This window comes from Ruegeria sp. CG3 (assembly GCF_056537205.1).
The window spans coordinates 1966613-1988158 of record NZ_JBQFRC010000001.1; the positions used below are offsets into that span (position 1 = coordinate 1966613).

Consider the following 21546-nt stretch of genomic DNA (forward strand, 5'->3'; position numbering starts at 1 on the left):
CTCAACTCTCCGGCGGCGCGCCGCCCTCGGCGGTTCGGCGGGCGATGAAGTCGCGCATGGCGTCCAGCCCCGGCTGGGCCTGCGCAGGTGGTTCGAAATTGTTCAGAATGTCACGCCAAACCGCAGTGGCCCGGTGGTTCGCATCGACCGATCCGCGTTCGGTCCAGGTGCCGAAATTGGCATAGTCATGCAGGTGCGGTTCGTAGAATTCGGTGGTGTAGCGCTCCATCGTCTGGCTGGTGGCAAAGAAATGGCCGCCAGGCTCGACCTCGCGCAAGGCAGTGTCAAAGCCGATCTCGGCCTGACCGGCCTGAGCCCCTGCGCACAGCTCGGCCACCATGCTCAGCACCTCGGCGTCGCAGACCAGCTTTTCGAAGGACACGGTCAGGCCGCCCTCGAGCCACCCGGCCGAATGGATGATCACCGTGGCCCCCGCCATCAGGCAGCCCCACAGCCCGAACTGATTTTCGTTGGCCGCCTGCACGTCATTGGCGTTCGACGCCGACCCGGCCGCCGACCGCCACGGCAGGCCCAGATGCCGCGCCAACTGCCCCGCCGCCAGCGAGGCCTGGAAATGCGAGGGCGTGCCAAAGGCCGGGGCGCCTGATTTCATGTCCACGTTGCTGGTGAACGTGCCATAGCAGACCGGCGCGCCGGGTTTTGCCAGTTGGGTCAGGGTCAGGGCGGCCAGCGCCTCGGCATGGGAAAGGGTGATCGCGCCTGCAACGGTGATCGGCGCCATTGCACCCATCAGCGTGAACGGCGTGATGATCGACATCTGCCCGTGACGGGCAAAGTCGATCAGCCCCTGCGCCATCGGAATGTCCAGGGTGCGCGGGCTGTTGGTGTTGATGATCGTGTAGCAATGCGGGTGGGCGCGGAACTCGTCATCGGACAGACCGCGCGCGACGGCCAGCATCTGGAAGCAATCCATCACCTGCGGCGTCCCGCGCGAGAAGAAGAACGGGAACTTGTCGGTCAGCTCCATCTGCGCCTGCGTGGTGAAATAGTGGCGCAGGTGTGTGGGCACGTCCTGCGGCTCGACCTGCGGCGAGATCATCTGGAACACGTCGAAATGATGGGTGAGCTTGAGGAATTCGAGGTAATCCTGCCCGCTGGCCGGGCGGCGGCCGCGTTCCAGATCGGTGGCATTGGGCGCCCCTGCGCCGGGCTGAAAGACAAGGCTCCCCAGTTCCAGCGTAAAGTCGCGATGCCGCGCCCCTGCCCGGCAGACGATGGATTTCGGGGCCGAGGCAACCGCAGCCTCGACCAGATCGCGGCCGATGAACACCATCTGGCTGTCTTCATCCACCCGCGCGCCTGCAGCGGCAAAGAGGCGCCGCGCCTCGGGCAGCAGGACCTTGACGCCCAGTTCCTCCAGCGTGCGCAGAGCGGTTTCGTGCATGTCGGCGATCTGGTCGACGGGAAAGACCTCCATCACCGGAAACGGGTTGCGCAAGTGGCGATAATTCACGTCCCGATGGGTCGCGGGTGCGGACTCCGCACCCCGGCCCCGCCTTCGCCGATCCCTGCCCCGGGCCGCCACGATCAGCCCCGCATCGCCTTGCCCTCGGGATCATAGGGCGACGGCGCGATTACCCGCGCGGGCCGCTCGACCCCGACCACATGCACCGACAGTTCGGTACCCGGCTGTGCCTTGTCGCGGTCCACCAGCGCCATCGCCAGCGACTTGCCGATATAGTGGCCATACCCGCCCGAGGTCACGAAGCCCACGCGCTGATCACCCGCCCAGACCGGCTCGTACCCGCTGGCATCCGCATCCAGCGCGTCCACCTCGAGCGTCACCTGAACCTGCGCCGGGCCGTTGCCCTCACGCTGGGCCAATGCCGCGTCCTTGCCGATGAAGTCCTTGGTCCAGTCGATCCAACGGTCCATGCCAGTCATGCCGGGGGTGTAGGCCTGGGTGAATTCGGCCGACCAGATGCCAAAGCTCTTCTCAAGCCGCGTGGACAGCATCGCGTTGAAGCCGCATTCGCGGATGCCTTCGCTGGCTCCGGCCTCGAGCAGCGCGCGGCGCAGGGCGATGTGGTCGCCATACCGGCAGTTGATCTCATAACCCTTTTCGCCAGTGACCGACATGCGGGCCACCCGGGCGCGCACGAGGCCGATGTCGTAGTCACCGCAGCCCATGAATTTCAGGGTTGAGATATCCTGTTCGGCCAGTTTCTCGACCACCGCCTGTGATTTCGGGCCAACCACGGCAAAGCCGCAGACCTCTTCGCCGAGGTCGCGCACCTGTACGCCATCGATCATGTGATCGTCGAACCAGCGCATGTGCCAGGCCCGCAGGTAATAGCTGCCCATGATCCACCAGGTGCCGTCGCCCCAGTTCAGCACCGTCAGGTCGCCCTTGAGCCGCCCGTTCTCGCCCAGCATCGGCGCCAATTTCGCGCGGCCCGGTCCCGGCAGTTTTGAGGCCATCACCTTGTTGAGCCAGATTTCCGCATTGGGCCCCGAAACCTCGAACCGTGAGAACCCGGTGATGTCCATCAGGCCCACGCCTTCGCGGATGGTGCGGCATTCCTCGGCCACGATGTCGAAGGCGTTCGAGCGTTTCAGGGTCGGCGTTTCCTCGAACCCCTTGGGCGCGAAATAGAGCGGCACCTCGAGATCCCAGCTGACCCCCCATTTGCAACCCGCTTCGATCATCGCGTCATGGGCCGGCGACATTTTCAACAGGCGTCCGGCGGGCAATTGCTCGTTCGGATAGGTCATCACGAAACGGCGTGAATAGAACTGGCCCGTCGTCTCGCGGATGTAGCGCTTGTTCTGGGCAAAGTCGCCATAGCGCGCCACGTCCATCGGCCAGGCGTCGGCCTCGGGCTCGCCATGGATCATCCATTCGGCCAGCGTCTTGCCGACGCCGCCGCCTTGAAGGAACCCGGCCATCACCGCGCAAGCGGTCCAATAGCCCCGCTTGCCCGGCACCGGACCGACCAAAGGGTTGCCGTCGGGCGAGAAGGTGAAGGCACCGTTCACCCATGTCTTGATGCCCACGTTCTGGATCGCCGGATAGCGTTCGAAGCCCAGCGTCAGTTCGTTCTCGATGCGGTCCAGCTGCTCCTGAAACAGCTCCTCGCCATAATTCCACGGCGCGCCGTCCATAGCCCAGTGTTCGTGATCGACCTCGTAGATGCCGACCAGAACACCCTTCTGGTCCTGCCGCATGTAGGTGAAGCCCTCGAGATCCACGGTCATCGGCATCTCGAAATCGGCCGCGGCGACCTCGGGCACCGTGTCGGTGATCAGATAGTGGTGTTTCAGCGGAGAAACCGGCAGTTCGACCCCTGCCATGCGCCCCACCTGCTTGGCCCATAGGCCGGCGGCGTTGACCACATGTTCGCAGGTGATCGTGCCCCGGTCGGTCACCACTTGCCAGCCATCGGCGGTCTGGATCAGTTCCTCAACCTTGGTTTCCTCGTAGTATTCCGCCCCGCTTTTTTTGGCGGCAGTGGCATAGGCCTGCACGGTACCCGTGGTGTCAATATACCCCTCTCGGTCGGCCCACATCGCGCCCAGAATGCCATCGGTGGACATGATCGGGCAGCGTTTCTGCGCCTCTTCCGGGCTCAGCAATTCGCAATCGTCGATGCCGATGGACTGGAAGATGCGGTAGTTCGCCTGCAACCACTCCCACCGTTCGGGGGTTCCGGCCAGCGTCAGACCACCGGTCATGTGCAGGCCGATATTCTGGCCCGATTCCTTCTCGATCTCGCTCAGCAGGTCGATCGTGTAGGCCTGCAGCGCCGCCATGTTCGGATCGGCGTTCAGCGCGTGGATGCCACCCGCCGCGTGCCATGACGACCCCGAGGCCAGACGCCGGCGTTCCAGCATGACCACATCCGACCAGCCGAACTTGGCCAGATGATACAGAACCGAGGCGCCGACGACGCCGCCCCCGATGACCACAACGCGATACTGCGACTTCATCCCGACCTCCCCTGGACGATTCCCAAAGGACGCTAGGGGCACTGTTCACTTCTGTCTAGACATTTCTGTACAGTGCTGTCAGGCGCTGGCGCTGGGCCGCGCCTGCACGCTGTCGAACCAGGCTCGGGTTGCCGTGTTGCCCTCGGGGATGCGCATCTTGATGACGCGGGCGAAATCCACGAACACGAAGGTCGAGATATCGGCCAGCGAGAACGCCTCGCCCGCGATGAAGGGGCTGTCTTGCAGGCGCTCTTCGAGCAGGTCGAAGAACGCTCCGACGCGCGCGATGCCACGTTCGGCCAGTTCCGGGATCTGCGCGTGGTTCTGCGGGCCGGGAATGGCGCGCTCCTTGAAGGCCGGATGCGTGTTGCGCAGCGCGTCGGCGATGGGCGCCCCGCCCTGCTGTTCGACGATCGCGTTCCACATCAGCACCAGCCCTTTCTCGTCCGGTGTCCGCCCCATCAACGGGGGCTCGGGGAAGCGCGCCTCGAGATAGGCGGCGATGCCGAGGTTCTCGGTCAGAACGGTCCCCTCGTCGGTAACCAGAACCGGAATGGTGGCGCGGGGGTTCACCTTTCGAAACGCCTCGCTCATTTGCTCGCCGTTGGCGATCGAGATGTCGCGGGTTTCGATCTGCAGCCCCTTTTCGGCGATAAACATGCGGGCGCGGCGCGGGTTCGGGGCGGTCGAGCAATCGTAAAACAGCATGGGCGGTCCTTTGCGTGAGCGTCACGCGAAGGTTAGACCGCCCGCCGTGCCGGGATCGAGTCCCCGTGCAAAGTGACCCTGCGGAACGCCGCTCAGCGCCGATAGATGAAGCAGCGACCCGGAACCGCGTCTTCGGGAAGGGGTTGTTCCGTCAGCATTTCGAAATACATCCGGTCGCTCGAGACCATCAGCCCGCCCTTGGCCAGCAGCGGTTCGATCAGGGGTGACACAAAGCGGGCGAAAGCGTCGTTCTTTTCGCGGTTGTGACCGCCCAGATCGGCATGAATCACGCTGGCTGTTGCGCCGAACCGATCAAGCGCGGCGGGCAGAGTCTCGCGCACGTCGCCCAGGATCAGGCGATCTTCAGGCGGAGTGGAATCGGGGTGCGAGGCCACAGCGCGCTCGAACACATAGACGGGTCGGTTTCGGACCCGGTTCATCATGTGATGATAGGTACGCCCGTTTCCCAGACCCAGTTCGAACACCGGACCGGCCAAGTTGGCCGTGTCGGCAATCGCGAAATCCAGACATGCCCGCTGCGAGACCATGCGATCAATGAACAGATCCAGTCGGCTTTGCGCGTCAGACATTGCGAAATATCTCCCTGATACCTTAACGACCACCAATCATGGTCAATCGCGGCTTTGATGACAAAAACTCAAGACTTTGTGTAGGCACAATGCACTGTTCGTCACGTTTCCGCGACATTTCAGCCCAAGAAGGTATTTGACTAGTCGCCCCCAAGCGCGCGAAACTGCGACAAAAAACCAGGGAGTTCAAAACCAATGTCACGCGGTGGCCACACGGGTGGAAAGCCCGAATGACGGCCTTGTTGTCTGTCCGAGATCTGACCATCGGTTTCGGCGCCGGGGAGCCCGTCGTCAGAGATGTGAATTTCGATGTCGAGGCCGGGCAAACGCTGGCATTGGTCGGGGAATCCGGGTCGGGCAAGACGATCTCTTGCCGGGCGGTGCTGCGCATTCTGCCCAGGACAGCCCAGATCCGCAGCGGCGTAATGCAGCTGAACACTTCCAAGGGCAGCGTCGCGCTGTCCGAAATTTCCGAACGTGAGATGCGTGGCATCCGCGGCAATCGAATTTCGATGATCTTTCAAGAACCTATGCGGTCGCTGTCTCCGTTGCACAAGATCGGCAATCAGGTCAGCGAAGTTCTGTGGCTGCATCGGGGTGCCTCCGAGTCTGAGGCCCGCAAGGAAGTGCTGTCGCAGTTCGAACGCGTGGGCTTTCCCGATCCGGCGCGTGCCTATGACTCGTATCCTTTCGAACTTTCAGGCGGGATGCGCCAACGCGCGATGATTGCGATGGCGATGGTGTCCAAACCGGAATTGCTGATTGCCGACGAACCGACAACTGCGCTGGATGTGACGACCCAGGCTCAGGTGCTGGGCCTGATCAAGGATTTGCAGAAAGAAACTGGCATGGCGCTGGTTTTGGTGACGCATGACCTGGGCGTGGTCGCCAATATGGCCGAACAGGTCGTCGTCATGCACAAAGGCCGGGTGATGGAGGCGGGTTCGGCCGAGCTGATCCTGAATGCTCCGGCCCATCCCTATACCCGCCAGCTGTTTGATGCGGCCCCCGAGATCCCGGACAAGGAAGCGGTGGGAATTCCGATGCCGGACGAGGATCTGATCCTCGACATGAAGGATGTGTGCAAGACCTACACGATGCGGTCGTCGCGCGGTTGGAAAGCGGACAAGCTGATTTATGCCTGCCGGGGCGTCGACCTGAAACTGGCCCGCGGCAAGACGTTGGCCGTAGTCGGCGAAAGCGGATCGGGCAAGACCACCGCGGCCCGGATCGCGCTGGGGGCCGAGTTGCCAGACCCGGGCGGCGAAGTGCTTTTTCGCGCCGCGCCGGGCGAGGACCCGATACGCGTCCACCAGATGACCCGCGAGGAGCGCACGGCGTTTCAGCGCAAGGCTCAGATGGTGTTTCAGGATCCCTACAGTTCTCTGAGCCCGCGCATGCGCATTCAGGATGCGATGACCGAACCGCTGGAGATCCACAATATCGGTACGACGGCCGAGCGCCGCGACAAGGCCGCTGAGATGCTCGAACGCGTGGGATTGAACGCCGGGATGCTCAAGCGCTACCCCCACGCTTTCTCCGGCGGTCAACGCCAACGCCTGTCAATCGCCCGTGCGATGATGCTGGATCCGTCCCTGATCGTCTGCGACGAGCCGACATCGGCTTTGGACGTTTCGGTCCAAGAGCAAATCCTGACCCTTCTGGAAAGACTGCAGGACAGTCTGAACCTGTCCTATCTTTTCATTTCTCACGATCTGGCCGTGGTCGCCCGTATCGCGGACGAGGTCGCGGTCATGCGCCAGGGGCTGGTCGTCGAACAGGCTCCACCCGAGACGTTGTTCTACAACCCGCGCCACCCCTACACCAAGGCTCTGATTGCCGCACAACCCGAACCCGATATCAATCGTCCCATCGATCTGAAGCTGGTCGCCCTTGGCGCCGGGTCTCCGGACAGTTGGGATGACGCCTTTAGATTCTCTGACACCATGATACCTTCACTCGTGGAAATGGAGCCCGGCCATAAGGTACGTTGCCATGTTTAAGACCACTCGATTCAAGTTTCTGGCCGCCGCGCTGACGCTGGGCGCGGCGCTGCCCGCCTGGGCCGACACCCTTCCCGACCTGCAGGAAAGCACGTTCTGGAAAGCCGAGGTGGACATCGGAAACCTGCCCCCGGTGCAAGATCGCATCCCGCAGGAACCGCTGATCGTCGACCTGTCTTCGAAAGGGCGCGAATTCGGCAAACAGGGCGGAACCCTGCGCACGATGGTCACCCGGTCCAAGGATATCCGGCAGATGGTGGTCTATGGCTACGCCCGACTGGTGGGCTTCGATGCCCAGTACAATCTGGTCCCCGATCTGCTGGCGTCTTACGACAACGAAGAAAACCGCAAGTACACTCTGCACCTGCGCAAGGGGCACAAATGGTCGGACGGCACACCTTTCACCTCGGAAGACTTCCGATACTGGTGGGAAGACGTGGCCAACAACGAGCTCCTCAGCCCGTCCGGCCCCCCAGATTTCCTGCGGGTTGAGGGCAAACTCCCCACTGTCACGTTCCCGGACGAAACGACGGTGATCTACGAATGGGACGACCCGAACCCGAACTTTCTGGCCTCACTGGCGCAGGCGCGACCACCATTCATCTACCGCCCTGCTGCGTTCCTGAAGCGTTATCATGAGAAATATGCCGACAAGGAAAAGCTGGACTTCGAGGTCAGTGACGCACGTGTCAAGAGCTGGGCCGCCCTGCACAACAAGCTGGATAACCTCTACAAGTACGACAATCACGAACTGCCCACTCTGCAGCCGTGGCTGAACGCGAGCTCGGGCAAGAAGATCCGGCACAATTTCGTCCGCAACCCCTATTACCACCGCATCGACTCGAAGGGTTTGCAACTGCCATACATCGACGTGGTCGAGATGGAGATCGTGGCTCCCGGCCTAGTGGCGGCCAAGGCCAATGCCGGTGAGACCGACCTGCAGGGTCGTGGGCTTGATTTTCGGGATGCCTCGATCCTGAAAAAGGGCGAAGCCAACGGAAATTACAAGACGCTACTCTGGAAAACCGGTGTTGCGTCACAGATCGCGATCTACCCCAACCTGAATTTCGAAGACGAGGTCTGGCGCAATGTGCTGCGCGATGTCCGTGTCCGTCGCGCTCTTTCGCTGGCCATCGACCGTCAGACCATCAACCAGGCGCTGTATTTCAAACTGGCGCATCCGGCCGCCATGTCCGTTTTGCCTGCCTCGCCCTTCTACAGTGAAGAGAATGCGCAGGCCTGGGCGCAATACGACGTCGCACAGGCCAACGCCCTGCTGGACGAGGTCGGGCTGACGCAGCGCGACAAGAACGGCATACGCCTGTTGCCGGACGGCCGCCCCATGGAACTGGTGATCGAGACGGCCGGGGAACGCCAAGAGGTCGAGAACGCGCTGCAGATCGTGACTGATACGTGGCGGGAAATCGGGGTGAAACTGGTCATGCGTCCGCTTGACCGCGACATCCTGCGCAACCGTGTTTTTGCCGGCAATACGATGGCTTCGGTCTGGTATGGCTGGGATGATGGCATCCCGCAGCTGCATACATCACCGGTTTACCTGGCCCCGACCGACCAGGTGTTTCTGGCCTGGCCAAAATGGGGGCAGCACTATCAAACCGGCGGCGAAGCCGGCGAGCCGCCCGATCTGCCCGAAGCCCAGCGTTTGCTGGAGTTGAACCACATCTGGGAACTTGCAAAAACCGAGGATGAACGCCGGGCGGTCTGGGAGGAGATGTTGAAGATACACGCCGACCAGATCTATGGCATCGGAATTCTGAACGGCGCGCCCCAGCCGATCGTGGTTTCAAACCGTCTGCGCAATGTTCCCGAACAGGCCATGTGGGCCTGGGAACCCGGCGCGCATTTCGGAGTGCACCGCCCAGACGAATTCTTTTTCGCCGACTGACAGGAGCGGATAGATGATCATGCTCCGCTACGCGGTGTATCGCTTTTTCACGATGCTGCTGACCCTGTTGGTGGTATCGATGCTGATCTTCGTGATCATCAACCTGCCGCCAGGAGATTATCTCAGCAATCAGATTGCCGAGCTGCAGGCTTCGGGGCAGTCGGCCGGTGTGGCCAAGGCGGAATTCCTGCGAAAGGAATACGCTCTGGACCGCCCAATGTGGGAACAATACCTGATCTGGGTCGGCTTCTTTCCCGGCCCTCATGGGTTTGAGGGGTTGCTGCAGGGCAACTACGGCTGGTCCTTCGAATTCGATCGTCCGGTTGCCGACATCGTCGGGGACACGCTGTGGCTGACCGTGGTCGTGAACCTTGCCGCGATCCTGTTCGTCTATGCCGTGGCCTTGCCTCTGGGCGTTATGGCGGCGGCCAAATCGCGGACCTGGGTGGACTATTCGACCGCCTTCGTGGGGTATCTGGGATTGGCGACGCCCAACTTTCTGCTGGCGCTCATCCTGTTTTATTACGGGCACCGCTACCTCGATTTGCCCATCGGCGGATTGATGGACCCGGTGTATGAGGGGCAACCCATGAGCTGGGACAAGATGAAGTCCATCCTGGTTCATCTGATCGTGCCCACATTCGTGATCGGCACCTCGGGCGCCTCGGCCATGATGCAGCGCCTGCGCGCCAACATGCTGGACGAATTGGGCAAGCCATATGTTGAAACCGCTATAGCCAAGGGCATGTCGCCGTCGCGGATGCTGACCAAGTACCCGCTGCGCGTCGCCTTCAACCCCTTCGTGGCCGACATCGGCAACCTGCTGCCCTCGATGGTGTCGGGATCGGTTCTGGTTTCGGTGGTGCTGGGTTTGCAGACCATCGGCCCCACGTTGCTGACGGCGCTTAAGACACAGGACCAGTTCCTGTCAGCCTTCATTCTGATGTTCGTGGCGCTGCTGACGCTGATCGGCACCATGATCTCCGACATTCTGCTGGTCATGCTTGACCCGCGTATCCGGTACGAGGGGCGCGAAGCATGAGCAAACTTCCCGACGGTCGCTTTGTCGACGACGCCCCGTTTGATCCCGAAGCATCTTTGCAGCAATTGGAGCGCAGGGATCTGGACGCCCCGAATTGGGTTCTGGTCTGGCGCAAGTTCAAGACACACCGGCTGGGTCTGATATCGGGCATTTTTCTGCTGCTGTGCTATCTGATGCTCCCGTTTGCAGGGTTCATCGCGCCTTATGGCCCGAACGAACGAAATGGCGAACATCTCTACGCACCGCCCCAATCGGTGAACTGGTTCCACCAGGGCGAGTTCATTGGGCCGTTCGTCTACCCGATCGTTGCCGAGGCCGACCTCGAGACGTTCCAATGGAAATTCGTCCCTGACACCGAGGATCCGCGACCCGTGCGGTTCTTCTGCGAGGCATCCGAGTACAAGCTGGCCGGGCTCATCCGGTCAAACACGCATCTGTTCTGCGCCCCGGAAGGCACGACACTGTTCCTCTGGGGTTCGGACCGGCTGGGCCGCGATATCTTCAGCCGCATCCTCTATGGCGCGCAGCTGTCGCTGACCGTGGGCCTGATCGGCATTTCGGTCTCGTTCTTCCTTGGCATCCTGTTCGGGTCGCTGGCCGGCTATTTCGGCGGGCGGATCGACTGGGTCATCAACCGCGTGATCGAAATCCTGCGGTCTTTGCCCGAACTCCCCCTGTGGCTGGCACTATCGGCCGCAGTTCCGTCGAACTGGTCGCCGGTTGCGGTGTTCTTCATCATCTCGATCATCCTCGGCATCCTCGACTGGCCAGGGCTGGCCCGATCCGTGCGCGCCAAATTCCTGTCGCTGCGCGAAGAAGAATATGTGCGCGCCGCCGAGATGATGGGTGCCAGTTCCGGCCGGGTGATCCGCAAGCACCTGTTGCCGAACTTCATGTCACACCTGATTGCCTCGGCCACGCTGTCGATCCCCGCCATGATTCTGGGGGAAACGGCACTCAGCTTCCTTGGCCTCGGCCTGCGGGCACCGGCGGTCAGCTGGGGCGTGATGCTGAACGACGCGCAAAACCTCGCCTCGATCGAGATCTATCCGTGGACGGCCATCCCGATGCTACCGATCATCGTGGTGGTGCTAGCCTTCAATTTCCTGGGTGACGGGCTGCGCGACAGTCTGGACCCCTATCAGCAATGAGCCTGCTGGCTTCGCTTCCACCGTCCGAGGCCTATCGGGTCGCCGGTTCCGGTGCGCTTCCCAGCGCCTTTGCCGTATCCGAGCTGGCAACAGCCAGCTTTGCTGCCGTGGGCCACGAGCTTGGACGGTTCATGCAGGCCACCAATCTTGTCTCGCTCCCACCCAAGGCAATGGTCGATCACCGCCTTGCGTCGCTGTGGTTCGGATACTCGTTCAAGCCCGAAGGCTGGGATATGCCAAGCCTCTGGGATCCGATCGCGGGCGACTATCGGGGGGCCGATGGCTGGATCAGGTTGCACACCAACCTCCCCCACCATAGGGAAGCGGCCCTCAAGGTTTTGGCGACCGAGGGGAATCGTGCGGCGGTGACGCAGGCCATCAAGAGCTGGTCGGTCTCGAACCTTGAAACGGATATCGTGGCGCAGGGTGGTGTTGCCGCCGCCATGCGCAGCCGGGCCGAGTGGCTTGACCACCCTCAAGGCCGCGCCGTGACGCGGGATCCGTTGATCGGCTGGCACGGCCCACGCCGGATCACGCTGCGCGACAGGCCTCAGGCGCGCGCGGATCGGCCTTTGGCCGGGCTTCGGGTTCTCGACATGACGCGCGTGCTGGCCGGCCCGGTTTCCACCCGCACGCTGGCCGGGTTCGGAGCCGAAGTGCTGCGCATCGACCCACCGGGTTGGGATGAGCCGGGCGTGATCCCCGATATCTCGCTCGGCAAGCGCTGCGCGTATCTGGACCTCAAGCCACCCGCTGGCCTGGAAAAGCTGCAAGAGCTGCTCGCGCAAGCGGATGTCTTTGTCCATGGCTACCGCCCCGGTGCGCTGGATGCTCTGGGCCTGACCAAAGAGGTGCGCGATACGGTCGCTCCAAACCGGGTCGAGGTTACGCTGGATGCCTATGGTTGGCAGGGGCCTTGGGCCACCCGTCGCGGATTTGACAGCCTCGTCCAGATGAGCGCGGGGATCGCTGACGCCGGTCGCGTTTGGGCCGGAGCCGACAAACCCACCCCGTTGCCAGTTCAAGCACTTGACCATGCCACCGGCTATTTGATGGCCGCCGCTGTCCTCTCGGCCCTGACAGAAGCGGCTTCGGGGCATTCGATCATGGATGGGCGCCTGTCGCTGGCGCGCACCGCCGAATTGCTGGCCAGCCTCGCGAAATCCGAGACAGGCGACCCGATCACCGCTGCCGAACCCGGGGACTACGCATCCCGATCGGAAGAGTCCGGCTGGGGCCCCGGCAAACGGCTGAAACCCGCGCTGAGCGTCGGTGAGGCACGGATGCACTGGCCGATCCCGGCATCCCGGCTCGGCACGTCCGATCCAACGTGGCAAACCACCTGAACAAAGGCCCGACCGCCGCGCGGCCCTGCCCAACGCTTGGAACGGCGGCACACCTGCGCCGCAGGTCAAAGGGGCGGGAGCGCCCTAGCGGTCGTCTCCACCGGGGCCGATATCGTCCAGATAATCCTCGTCAATCGCGGCTTGCACCGCGCCGGTGACCGCCTCGCGTTGTTTCGGAGACAGGTCTTCGGGCTCCTTGCCATCGGCCAGTCGTACCGTGACTTCGCGGTGGGCAAACTTGATGCCTTCGCGCGCGAACAACTCGCGGATTTCTTGGTACACCTTTTTGCGCACCAGCCACTGGTCGCCCGGCTTGGTCATAAACTTCACCCGGATGATCATCGCGGAATCCTGCATCTCGATAACGCCCTGCGACTTGAGCGGCTGGATGAAGTTGTCCCCGATCACCGGGTCCTCCAGCAACTCCTGTCCCAGCTTCTTGATCAGTTTACGGACCTTCTCGACGTCCGTGTCATAGGTCACGCGCAGAGGCAGTTTCATGATCACCCAGTCGCGCGAGTAGTTGGTCAGAACCTTGATTTCACCAAACGGGATCGTGTTCAGGGCCCCCAGATGGTGGCGCAGCTGGAAAGACCGGACCGAGATTTTTTCGACCGTACCTTTGACATCTCCGATGTCGATGTATTCTCCCTTGCGGAACGCGTCATCCAGCAGGAAGAACGCGCCCGAGAAAATGTCCCGCACCAGGGTTTGCGAGCCAAAGCCCACGGCCAGACCGACAACGCCGGCGCCTGCAAACAGCGGGCTGACATTTATTCCCAGTTCCATCAGAACGATCAGCGCGATGGTCACGACCACCACGGCCAGTATGGCGCCCCTGAACAGAGGCAGCAGCGTGGCAAGGCGGCTTTGACCGCCCTCTCCGCCCTCGTCACCCAACTCGGCTTCGGCGGCTCCATCATCGGTTTCTTCAGCGATCTTGGTGTCGATCCAGATCCGGAAGAAGTGGAACAGGATGTAGCCGATGAACAGGATCACCATCACATCCAGCGCCCTGCCAATGGGCAAATCCTCGCTCCAGCTGGCTTCGGGATTCCAGATGACGACCAGCGCATAGATGCCGACGACAAAGGCCAGGATGCCCGCGACACGCCGCGCAAGATCTTCGTAGGTCACCAATGTGTGCTTGCGCTTCTCCGCCTCGGGCGTCTCCGAGGTGCGAACGGCCTCCTCATCGGAATCGAGTTCGGCATTCAGAGCCTCGATCTGCCGGTTGCGATCGAAGTACCGCTCGAGCAGATAGTTCATGGCGCCATATGCGATGACGACCGACATGAAGATCATGTAGCTGCTTGCGACGATCGGCAGCGAGTCCTCGGTCTCGAGCACCAGATCCACCGCCAGCTTGAACCAGCTGAAGACCAGATACACGATCAGGGCCGGGGCCCAGCCAAATGACACGAACCGCAGCAACCAAGACACCTGGTCCGGCTGACGGCCGCCTCGGATGGCGTTCGAAATGGCCCGGGCATTGAACAGGATCATCAGGATGTTTCCGACCATCCCGATCAGGGTCAGTCCGCCATAAACCATCGCGTAGACGTTGTAGTTCAGCCCGAAATCCGCCACCCAAGTGGAAAACAGAACAGCGGTAATATCATAGGTCGCCAGCGCCGATGCCCAGATGTACAGCCGCTTGGCGTCACGATCCGAGAACGGCGGCAGCCTGTACTGGCTGAGATACGGCGACAGTACCATCCGCCACAGGTCGGAAACCGTACGTGACAGGAAAAACGCCGTGAAAATCGCCGTGACGGTGAACTGGATCGAGATATCTTCGGCCTCGCCAAAAAACAGATACCCAACGATCAGAGCCATCAGCATTGCAAACACCGTGGCCCCGATACCCATCAGAAACCGGAACACAAGGAACGGCATCTTTTCCCGATACCCCTGCGGGTTTTCCTTGATCCGGGCGACGACCCACCGTCGGGCAAAGCGCTTGCCGTACAGCTCGATCGACAGCCATCGGCCAACCATCAGGAACAGTATGTTCCATCCCAGCACCTCGACATAGGTGAAAATCCGGCCATCAGGACTGGTTTGCTCGAGGATGTAGCGCACCTCGAAGATCGAATAGGGCAACGCCTCAAGGCGGGATCGCACGGCTTCGCTGAACTTGGCAAAGCGCTCCTGCGCCTTCATCAACTGCGAACTTTCCGCCATCGGATCATGTGCGACGTCCTCGGGCTGACCACCAGCCTGCCCGACCGAGGATACGACCTGCCCGGCGCTGTCAATGACGATCACGCTGGCGCCCGCCTCGGTCGCGGCGCGGATCGCGGCCGCGACATCGTTGTCCTGCGGGGCCTCTGTTTCACCGGACGCCCCGGGATACCCCGGGATCAGCGAGGTCTGCGCCGCCGCACCGGTCGCGAAGGCCAGAGCGATTGTCCACGTCAGGAACAGTACACGGACAAGAAAGTTCGGTTTCATAAGGTCTTGCATCCTGATCTCTTGCTGCACGACAGCCTATAGAACGCACCGGCCTTGATCAAACGATCCACTCGCTGCTTCCCGACATCGTGTAGGACCGTGTTTTTGGCGCAAGCCCAAAGGCAGGATGTTTCCAACCCTATGGAATTCCTATAAGAGCAGGCAGCATCCGGCAAATCCTGGCTTTGCCAACTTCGGGGAATGTTGCAGGCTTAGCGTTATTGGTGACTTGCGCAATGGCTGTTGCCAAATCGCAATGATTGACGCATTTGCGGCTTTGACACAGACCCTTTGGCAGGCGGCGTCAAAAAATATAAGATAACTGGTGCGAAACGCGCGGAAACTGCACCGTAACAAAGATACGAGCGAGGGCATGAGCCTAGGCATCGACGACAAACAGACCGGTCGCGCTCCGCGCATAATGTTCTACAGTCACGATACGTTCGGACTGGGTCATCTCAGACGCTCCCGAGCGTTGGCTGCGGCAATGACGCGGGCGAACCCGCGGGCTTCGGCGCTGATCCTGACGGGCTCGCCCGTTGCCGGGCGCTTCACTTTTCCGCGGCGCGTGGACCATGTACGCCTGCCGGGCGTGACCAAGCGGGCCGATGGTTCGTATGCCGCGCGCACGATCGGAATGGGGATTGACGAGGTCACCGAGCTGCGTTCGGGACTGATCCAGACCACCATGCGCCAATTCGACCCAGACGTCGTCGTCGTCGACAAGGAGCCGACCGGCTTCCGGGGCGAACTGCTTCCTACCCTTGAACAGCTGCATCAATCCGGGCGCGCCAAACTGGTACTGGGCCTTCGCGACGTTCTGGACGAACCCGAGGTTCTGGCGGCGGAATGGGCCCGAAAGGACGCCGTCGCCGCGACCGAGAAATACTATCACGAAATCTGGGTCTACGGCCTGCGGTCGGTTTATGACCCGACAGAAGGATTGCCGCTCAGCCCGTCGGCGCAGGCGCGGATTCATTGGACCGGCTATCTGCGCCGCGATCTCGGCCCTGTCGGCGAACCTCCTGAGCAGCCCTATATCCTTATCACGCCCGGAGGCGGTGGCGACGGGAAGGCAATGGTCAACCTTGTCCTATCCGCATATGAAAAAGACCCTGATCTGTCCCCCCGAGCCCTGCTCGTCTATGGCCCTTTCCTGTCCGGTGAGTTGCGCGAAGAATTCGAGGCCCGCGTGGCGGCCCTGAACGGTCGTGTGACGGCGGTCGGGTTCGAATCCCAGATCGAAACCCTGTTCGCCGGCGCGGCGGGTGTGGTCTGCATGGGCGGATACAACACGTTTTGTGAGGTGCTCTCCTTTGACAAACGCGCGGTGATCGTCCCGCGAACCACCCCGCGGCTGGAACAGTGGATTCGCGCCTCGCGCGCCGAGGAACTGGGTCTTGTGCGGATGCTGGACGAAACCCGCGATGGGTTGACGGCCGATGCGATGATCACGGCCATCCGCAACCTGCAGCAGCAACCCCTTCCCTCGCAGGCGATCCGGGCCGGTTTGCTGGATGGCTTGGACTATGTCTCTGATCGGGTCGAGGCCCTGCTGAGCGTGGAACAGGAACGAGCGACCGGATGACCGACGCAGAGCCGCGACTGGCGGTGTTGGTCAAGGGTTGGCCGCGCCTGTCCGAGACGTTCATCGCTCAGGAATTGGTTGCTTTGCAGGATGCCGGCCACGACTTCGACATCTGGTCATTGCGCCACCCGACCGACACCAAGCGCCACCCCCTGCACGACCGGTTTCAGGGGCGGGTGCATTATCTTCCCGAATACCTGTACCAGGAACCCCAACGCGTATGGGCGGCGAGACGAACCGCACAGGCGCTTCCGGGTTACGCACAGGCCTACCGGGTGTGGCGACAGGATCTGCGTCGCGATCCCACGCACAACCGGATCCGCCGCTTTGGACAGGCTTGCGTTCTGGCCGCGGAATTGCCCGGCGACACGCGCGCGCTGTATGCCCACTTCCTGCATACCCCGTCCTCGGTTGCCCGCTATGCTGCAATCATGCGCGGCCTGCCGTGGAGCTTTTCGGCTCACGCCAAGGATATCTGGACGTCGCCCGAGTGGGAAAAGCGTGAAAAACTTCACGCTGACACCTTCGGAGCGGCGTTCGGCGCAACCTGCACCGAGATCGGCGCGCGGCACTTGCGCGATCTGGCCGATGACCCCGCCCGTGTCGATCTGATCTATCACGGGCTGGACCTGACGCGATTTCCTGAGCCGCCCGTACGAAAACTGCGATCCGTCGATGAACGGTTCCATATGTTGTCCGTCGGACGACTGGTAGAAAAGAAAGGCTTTGATCGCTTGATCCACGCCTTGGCCATACTCCCCCCAGAGATCGACTGGCACTGGACCCACATTGGCGGCGGCACCTTGTCGGACAACCTGCGCGGCCTGGCGGAAAACCTGCGCCTACAGGATCGCATCGCCTGGAAAGGCGCCTGCGATCAACCCGAAGTCATTGCGGCCATGCGCGAGGCGGATCTGTTCGTGCTGCCCAGCCGCATCGCCGCGGACGGGGACCGGGACGGACTGCCCAATGTCCTGATGGAAGCCGCGTCGCAAAAACTACCGATCCTGTCCACTCCGGTCTCGGCCATTCCCGAATTCATCCAGACCAACGTGCACGGCATCTTGTCCGATGACGAACCCAAGGCGCTTGCAGACGCTATTTCCACCCTGGCCGCCGACCCGCAGAAAGCGGCAATCATGGCCGATGCGGCTTATGACCGCTTGCTTGCGAATTTTCGCATGGACCCCGGCATTGCACGCCTGTCCCGCCGCCTGAAAGCCTTGTGCGCGGAGGGTGCCTGATGGTTCGGGTCGCCTTCTATGCGCCGATGAAAGCCCCAGACAGCCCGGTACCATCAGGCGACCGCGAAATGGCTCGTAACCTGATGGCTGCAATCGGGGCCGATGGGCATCGCGTTGATCTGGTCTCGCGGCTGCGCATCTATGACAAGACCGGAGACCTGGACCTCCAGAACCGTCTCTACCGCGAAGCCGCGACCGAGGCCACCCGACTGAGCGCAGAACTACCTGCGGATACAGGCCTCTGGGTGACCTATCACAACTACTACAAAGCTCCGGACCTTTTGGGGCCGGCGGTCTGCCGGGCGCGCGGAATACCCTATGTTCAGCTTGAGAGCACCCGCGCCATGTCGCGCCTTTCCGGGCCCTGGGCCGGCTTTGCCGAAGCTGCGCACGATGCCTGCAACGCCGCACAGATGATCTTCTACCACACAGCAAATGACTTGATCACACTGGAACGCGAGCGGTTCGGTGATCAGTCATTGATTGAACTCCCCCCCTTCCTGCCCCGATCGGAGCTGCCTCGACCCTCTAGATGCGCGGGGCCGATGCTGACGGTGGGAATGATGCGTTACGGGGACAAGCTGGAGTCCTTCCGCATTCTGGCCGATACGCTGGCTTTGCTGAAGGGGGATTGGACGCTGAACATCGCCGGCGACGGGCCAGCCCGCCCGGAAGTCGAGGCTTTGATGTCCTCCTTCGGCACACGTGTCCGTTTTCTGGGCCTGCTGAGCCGCGATGACCTTGAAACGATCTACTCCGATGCTGCTCTGTTGGTTTGGCCGGGCGTCAACGAAGCCTACGGGATGACCTATCTCGAGGCGCAGTCCGCGGGCGTCCCTGTTGTCGCCCAGGATCGTCCCGGTGTGCGCGACGTACTGGCGCCTGCCGATCATCCTGCCCCAGAATACGGCGCCGCCGCGCTGGCCGAGCGAGTTGACCGGCTGCTGTCCGATCCCGAACTGCGTCGGAGCGAAGGTCAAAAAGCGCGCGACTACGTGGCCGGCCGTCATTTGATGCCAAACGCAACACGGACGTTCTGGTCGGGTGTTTCTTCGCTGGTAGGGGAAATGTCATGACACGTCTGGCCCTTCTGCGCCACGGTCATACCGCCTGGAACCGCGCAGGGCGCATTCAGGGGCGCAGCGACATCAGCCTCGATGATCAGGCAAAGGCCGAACTGGCCGGATATCACTTGCCCGCCCCTTGGGACCGGGCCGAACTATGGTCAAGCCCCCTGACCCGCGCCAGCGAAACTGCGCAGCTGGTCGCCGGGCGCGAACCCGCAACCTCGGCCGCTTTGGTCGAGATGAATTGGGGCGACTGGGAAGGCCAACGCGGGGAAGACCTGATTGCAGATGCCAACACTGGATACCGGCATATCGAGGATTGGAGCTGGGAATTTCGCCCCCCCAACGGCGAAAGCCCGGCCGACATTCGCCGCCGCCTTGTGCCATGGCTGTCCAGCCTGACCGGTGACAACGTAGCCGTCTGCCATATCGGAATCATGCGGGTCATCCTGGCCCTTGCCTGGGGGTGGGAGTTCCAGGGCCCCGCGCCGTTCCGCATCAAACGCAATCGTCTCTACGTGGTCGATTTGGAGCAAATGCGACCGGAGGCAGAGCCCGTCCGGCTTATCCCGCGCGAGGCCCGGTCATGAGGACCATGATCATCGTCACCCATCTGCTGGGGACCGGACATCTCAGCCGCGCATTGACCTTGGGTCGGGCTTTTGCGGATGCCGGGCACGACGTGACCGTCGCATCCGGCGGGATGCCTGCACCTCAACTGAACACGGATGGAGTTTCCCTGCTGGCGCTGCCACCGCTGCGTTCGGATGGTACCGATTTCACGCGATTGCTGACGGCCGACGGAAATATTGCAGACGCGACCTATCTGAACTCCCGCGCTATTGCCCTGACCGAGGCTGTTCGACGGGTAAACCCCGATGTCCTGATAACGGAACTCTATCCCTTCGGGCGCCGAAGCCTGGCCGACGAGTTTCTGGGCCTGTTGTCCACTGCGCGGTCACTGCCGTACAGACCGGTTGTTCTGAGCTCGGTCCGGGACATCCTCGCGCCACCGTCGAAACCCGCCAAAGCTGCGCGGACCGAAGAAATCACTGAGCGTTTCTATGACGGCGTACTGGTTCATTCCGACCCAGAAATCACGCCGCTGGATGCCAGCTGGCCGGTTACAGACAGTTTGGCCGGGCGCATGTTCTATACGGGCTTTGTTGCCCCGCCTGCGCCGGGCCCTCATGAACAAGGGGAAGGAGCGAATGAAATCCTGGTCAGCGCTGGCGGCGGATCGGTCGGACAACCGATCTTTCGCGCGGCCATCGAGGCCGCCCAAAAGATGCCCAACAGGCGCTGGCGCCTGCTGGTCGGCGGTCAGGATGCCGAAGACCGGATTGCCGAACTGAGGCATATGACAAATGGCGAAAATGTCATTCTGGAGCCCGTACGTCCGGATTTCAGACAGATGCTACCGCTGGCCGCAGCCTCGGTCAGCATGTGCGGGTACAACACCGCCATGGACTTGCTGCAATGCGCGACCCCGGCCGTTCTGATCCCATTCGACGATGGTAAGGAAGTGGAGCAGACCCTGAGGGCAAAGAGCCTCGCGCGCCTGCCGGCCGTCGACGTGCTGCCCAGCGCGAAGCTGACCGGAGAGGCATTGGCCCAAGCAGTCGACCGCGTTCTGCATCAAGGCCCGCGCGAACCATTGAACGGCGGGTTTGACGGAGCCCGCAAGTCGGTAGAGATTGCCACCTCACTCTGGGAGGCTCGGCAATGACAACCGATTGGACACCGCTGCGATCCGAATTGCAGGTGTGGCGAGAGGCTGGGCTTACGCTTCCACTGTGGTGGCGGGACGATGACGCGATCGCGCCCAGCCGGCAATTGGACCGTTTGGTGGGCCTGTCATCCCGAACCGGGCTGCCGGTTCATCTGGCCATCATTCCACGCGATGCCAGTCAGGGTCTGGTCGACCAGGTTGCCGACCAGCCCAGCTTGGTTCCGGTGGTTCACGGCTGGGCGCACCAGAACCACGCACCAAAAGGCGAAAAGAAGTCCGAGTTCCGCTTGCATCGTCCGCTCGCCTCGATTGTGTCTGATGCACGCCATGGCTTCCTGCGTCTGCAGGAGTTCTTCGGTGCTAGTCTGTGCCCGATGTTCGTCCCCCCTTGGAATCGCATCGCGCCCGAAGTGACGGCAGAGCTTGCTGAGATCGGGTATCGGTTCCTGTCCACGGCCACGCCCAGAACGCACGTAGAAGCAGCGCCGGGCCTGACTCAGGTCAATACCCATCTGGATCCGATCGACTGGCGCGGTACGCGAGGGTTGGCCGATCCGAATGCGTTGATCGCCAAAACCGTCTCGATGCTGCAGGATCGCCGCGAGGAACGTGCCGACCCAACCGAACCTTTTGGCGTGTTGACCCATCATCTTGTCCATGATCAACAGATCTGGGACTTTACCGAGGCGCTTCTGGATTGTCTCATGGCGGGCCCCACACGCGTCTGGTCCGCAGGACCACACTGATTACCCGAGGAGACA

The 21546-nt window shown here is 62.0% G+C and carries 16 protein-coding genes; 11 read left to right on the forward strand and 5 right to left on the reverse strand.

What is annotated here, in order from left to right; all coding sequences use genetic code 11:
* Window position 1 precedes the first annotated feature (1 nt).
* The 4 genes from ACR0NB_RS09760 to ACR0NB_RS09775 form a co-directional block, all read right to left on the reverse strand.
* Entirely contained in the window at window positions 2-1546 is a 1545-nt protein-coding gene (locus ACR0NB_RS09760) for a trimethylamine methyltransferase family protein (protein WP_480775514.1), read from the reverse strand.
* A 2-nt stretch (window positions 1547-1548) separates the two neighbouring features.
* Window positions 1549-3951 carry a GcvT family protein gene (locus ACR0NB_RS09765; RefSeq protein ID WP_480775515.1) on the reverse strand — a complete coding sequence of 801 codons (2403 nt, stop codon included), beginning with the start codon at window positions 3949-3951 and terminating at the stop codon, window positions 1549-1551.
* Window positions 3952-4029: 78 nt separating this feature from the next.
* The gene (locus ACR0NB_RS09770; RefSeq protein ID WP_480775516.1) at window positions 4030-4659 is read right to left on the reverse strand and encodes a glutathione S-transferase family protein; all 630 of its coding nucleotides are present in this window, start codon (window positions 4657-4659) and stop codon (window positions 4030-4032) included.
* A gap of 92 nt (window positions 4660-4751) precedes the next feature.
* On the reverse strand, window positions 4752-5249 hold the full coding sequence (locus ACR0NB_RS09775) for a class I SAM-dependent methyltransferase (protein ID WP_480775517.1): 498 nt from the start codon (window positions 5247-5249) through the stop codon (window positions 4752-4754).
* Between the two features lie 230 nt (window positions 5250-5479).
* Between ACR0NB_RS09775 and ACR0NB_RS09780 the strand changes: the two genes are divergently transcribed.
* Genes ACR0NB_RS09780 through ACR0NB_RS09800 form a run of 5 tightly spaced genes read left to right on the forward strand, consistent with a single transcriptional unit; the run spans window position 5480 to window position 12697 of the window.
* Entirely contained in the window at window positions 5480-7252 is a 1773-nt protein-coding gene (locus ACR0NB_RS09780) for an ABC transporter ATP-binding protein (RefSeq protein ID WP_480775518.1), read from the forward strand.
* Window positions 7245-9158: an ABC transporter substrate-binding protein gene (locus ACR0NB_RS09785; RefSeq protein ID WP_170369774.1), complete on the forward strand. Its 1914-nt coding sequence runs from the start codon at window positions 7245-7247 to the stop codon at window positions 9156-9158. The genes ACR0NB_RS09780 and ACR0NB_RS09785 overlap by 8 nt, the downstream gene beginning before the upstream one ends.
* A 13-nt stretch (window positions 9159-9171) precedes the next feature.
* Window positions 9172-10200 (forward strand): ABC transporter permease, encoded by a 1029-nt coding sequence (locus tag ACR0NB_RS09790; RefSeq protein WP_093964561.1) that lies wholly within the window; start codon window positions 9172-9174, stop codon window positions 10198-10200.
* Window positions 10197-11351, forward strand: coding sequence for an ABC transporter permease (locus ACR0NB_RS09795; protein WP_170357056.1), 1155 nt, complete (start codon window positions 10197-10199; stop codon window positions 11349-11351). Before ACR0NB_RS09790 ends, ACR0NB_RS09795 begins: the two co-directional genes overlap by 4 nt.
* The gene (locus ACR0NB_RS09800) at window positions 11348-12697 is read left to right on the forward strand and encodes a CoA transferase (protein ID WP_480775519.1); all 1350 of its coding nucleotides are present in this window, start codon (window positions 11348-11350) and stop codon (window positions 12695-12697) included. The genes ACR0NB_RS09795 and ACR0NB_RS09800 overlap by 4 nt, the downstream gene beginning before the upstream one ends.
* A gap of 84 nt (window positions 12698-12781) precedes the next feature.
* On the opposite strand, the gene ACR0NB_RS09805 is transcribed toward ACR0NB_RS09800, so the two are convergent.
* Window positions 12782-15154 (reverse strand): mechanosensitive ion channel domain-containing protein, encoded by a 2373-nt coding sequence (locus tag ACR0NB_RS09805; protein ID WP_480775636.1) that lies wholly within the window; start codon window positions 15152-15154, stop codon window positions 12782-12784.
* 373 nt (window positions 15155-15527) lie between these two features.
* On the opposite strand from ACR0NB_RS09805, the gene ACR0NB_RS09810 reads away from it, so the two are divergent.
* The 6 genes from ACR0NB_RS09810 to ACR0NB_RS09835 are packed head-to-tail and all read left to right on the forward strand — an operon-like array spanning window position 15528 to window position 21531.
* On the forward strand, window positions 15528-16742 hold the full coding sequence (locus ACR0NB_RS09810) for a glycosyltransferase family protein (protein WP_480775520.1): 1215 nt from the start codon (window positions 15528-15530) through the stop codon (window positions 16740-16742).
* Window positions 16739-17986: a glycosyltransferase family 4 protein gene (locus ACR0NB_RS09815; RefSeq protein ID WP_480775521.1), complete on the forward strand. Its 1248-nt coding sequence runs from the start codon at window positions 16739-16741 to the stop codon at window positions 17984-17986. The genes ACR0NB_RS09810 and ACR0NB_RS09815 overlap by 4 nt, the downstream gene beginning before the upstream one ends.
* The gene (locus ACR0NB_RS09820) at window positions 17986-19062 is read left to right on the forward strand and encodes a glycosyltransferase family 4 protein (protein ID WP_480775522.1); all 1077 of its coding nucleotides are present in this window, start codon (window positions 17986-17988) and stop codon (window positions 19060-19062) included. The genes ACR0NB_RS09815 and ACR0NB_RS09820 overlap by 1 nt, the downstream gene beginning before the upstream one ends.
* Window positions 19059-19643 carry a histidine phosphatase family protein gene (locus tag ACR0NB_RS09825; RefSeq protein WP_480775523.1) on the forward strand — a complete coding sequence of 195 codons (585 nt, stop codon included), beginning with the start codon at window positions 19059-19061 and terminating at the stop codon, window positions 19641-19643. The genes ACR0NB_RS09820 and ACR0NB_RS09825 overlap by 4 nt, the downstream gene beginning before the upstream one ends.
* Window positions 19640-20782: a glycosyltransferase family protein gene (locus ACR0NB_RS09830; RefSeq protein WP_480775524.1), complete on the forward strand. Its 1143-nt coding sequence runs from the start codon at window positions 19640-19642 to the stop codon at window positions 20780-20782. The genes ACR0NB_RS09825 and ACR0NB_RS09830 overlap by 4 nt, the downstream gene beginning before the upstream one ends.
* The gene (locus ACR0NB_RS09835; RefSeq protein ID WP_480775525.1) at window positions 20779-21531 is read left to right on the forward strand and encodes a polysaccharide deacetylase family protein; all 753 of its coding nucleotides are present in this window, start codon (window positions 20779-20781) and stop codon (window positions 21529-21531) included. The genes ACR0NB_RS09830 and ACR0NB_RS09835 overlap by 4 nt, the downstream gene beginning before the upstream one ends.
* The last annotated feature ends 15 nt before the right edge of the window (window positions 21532-21546 follow it).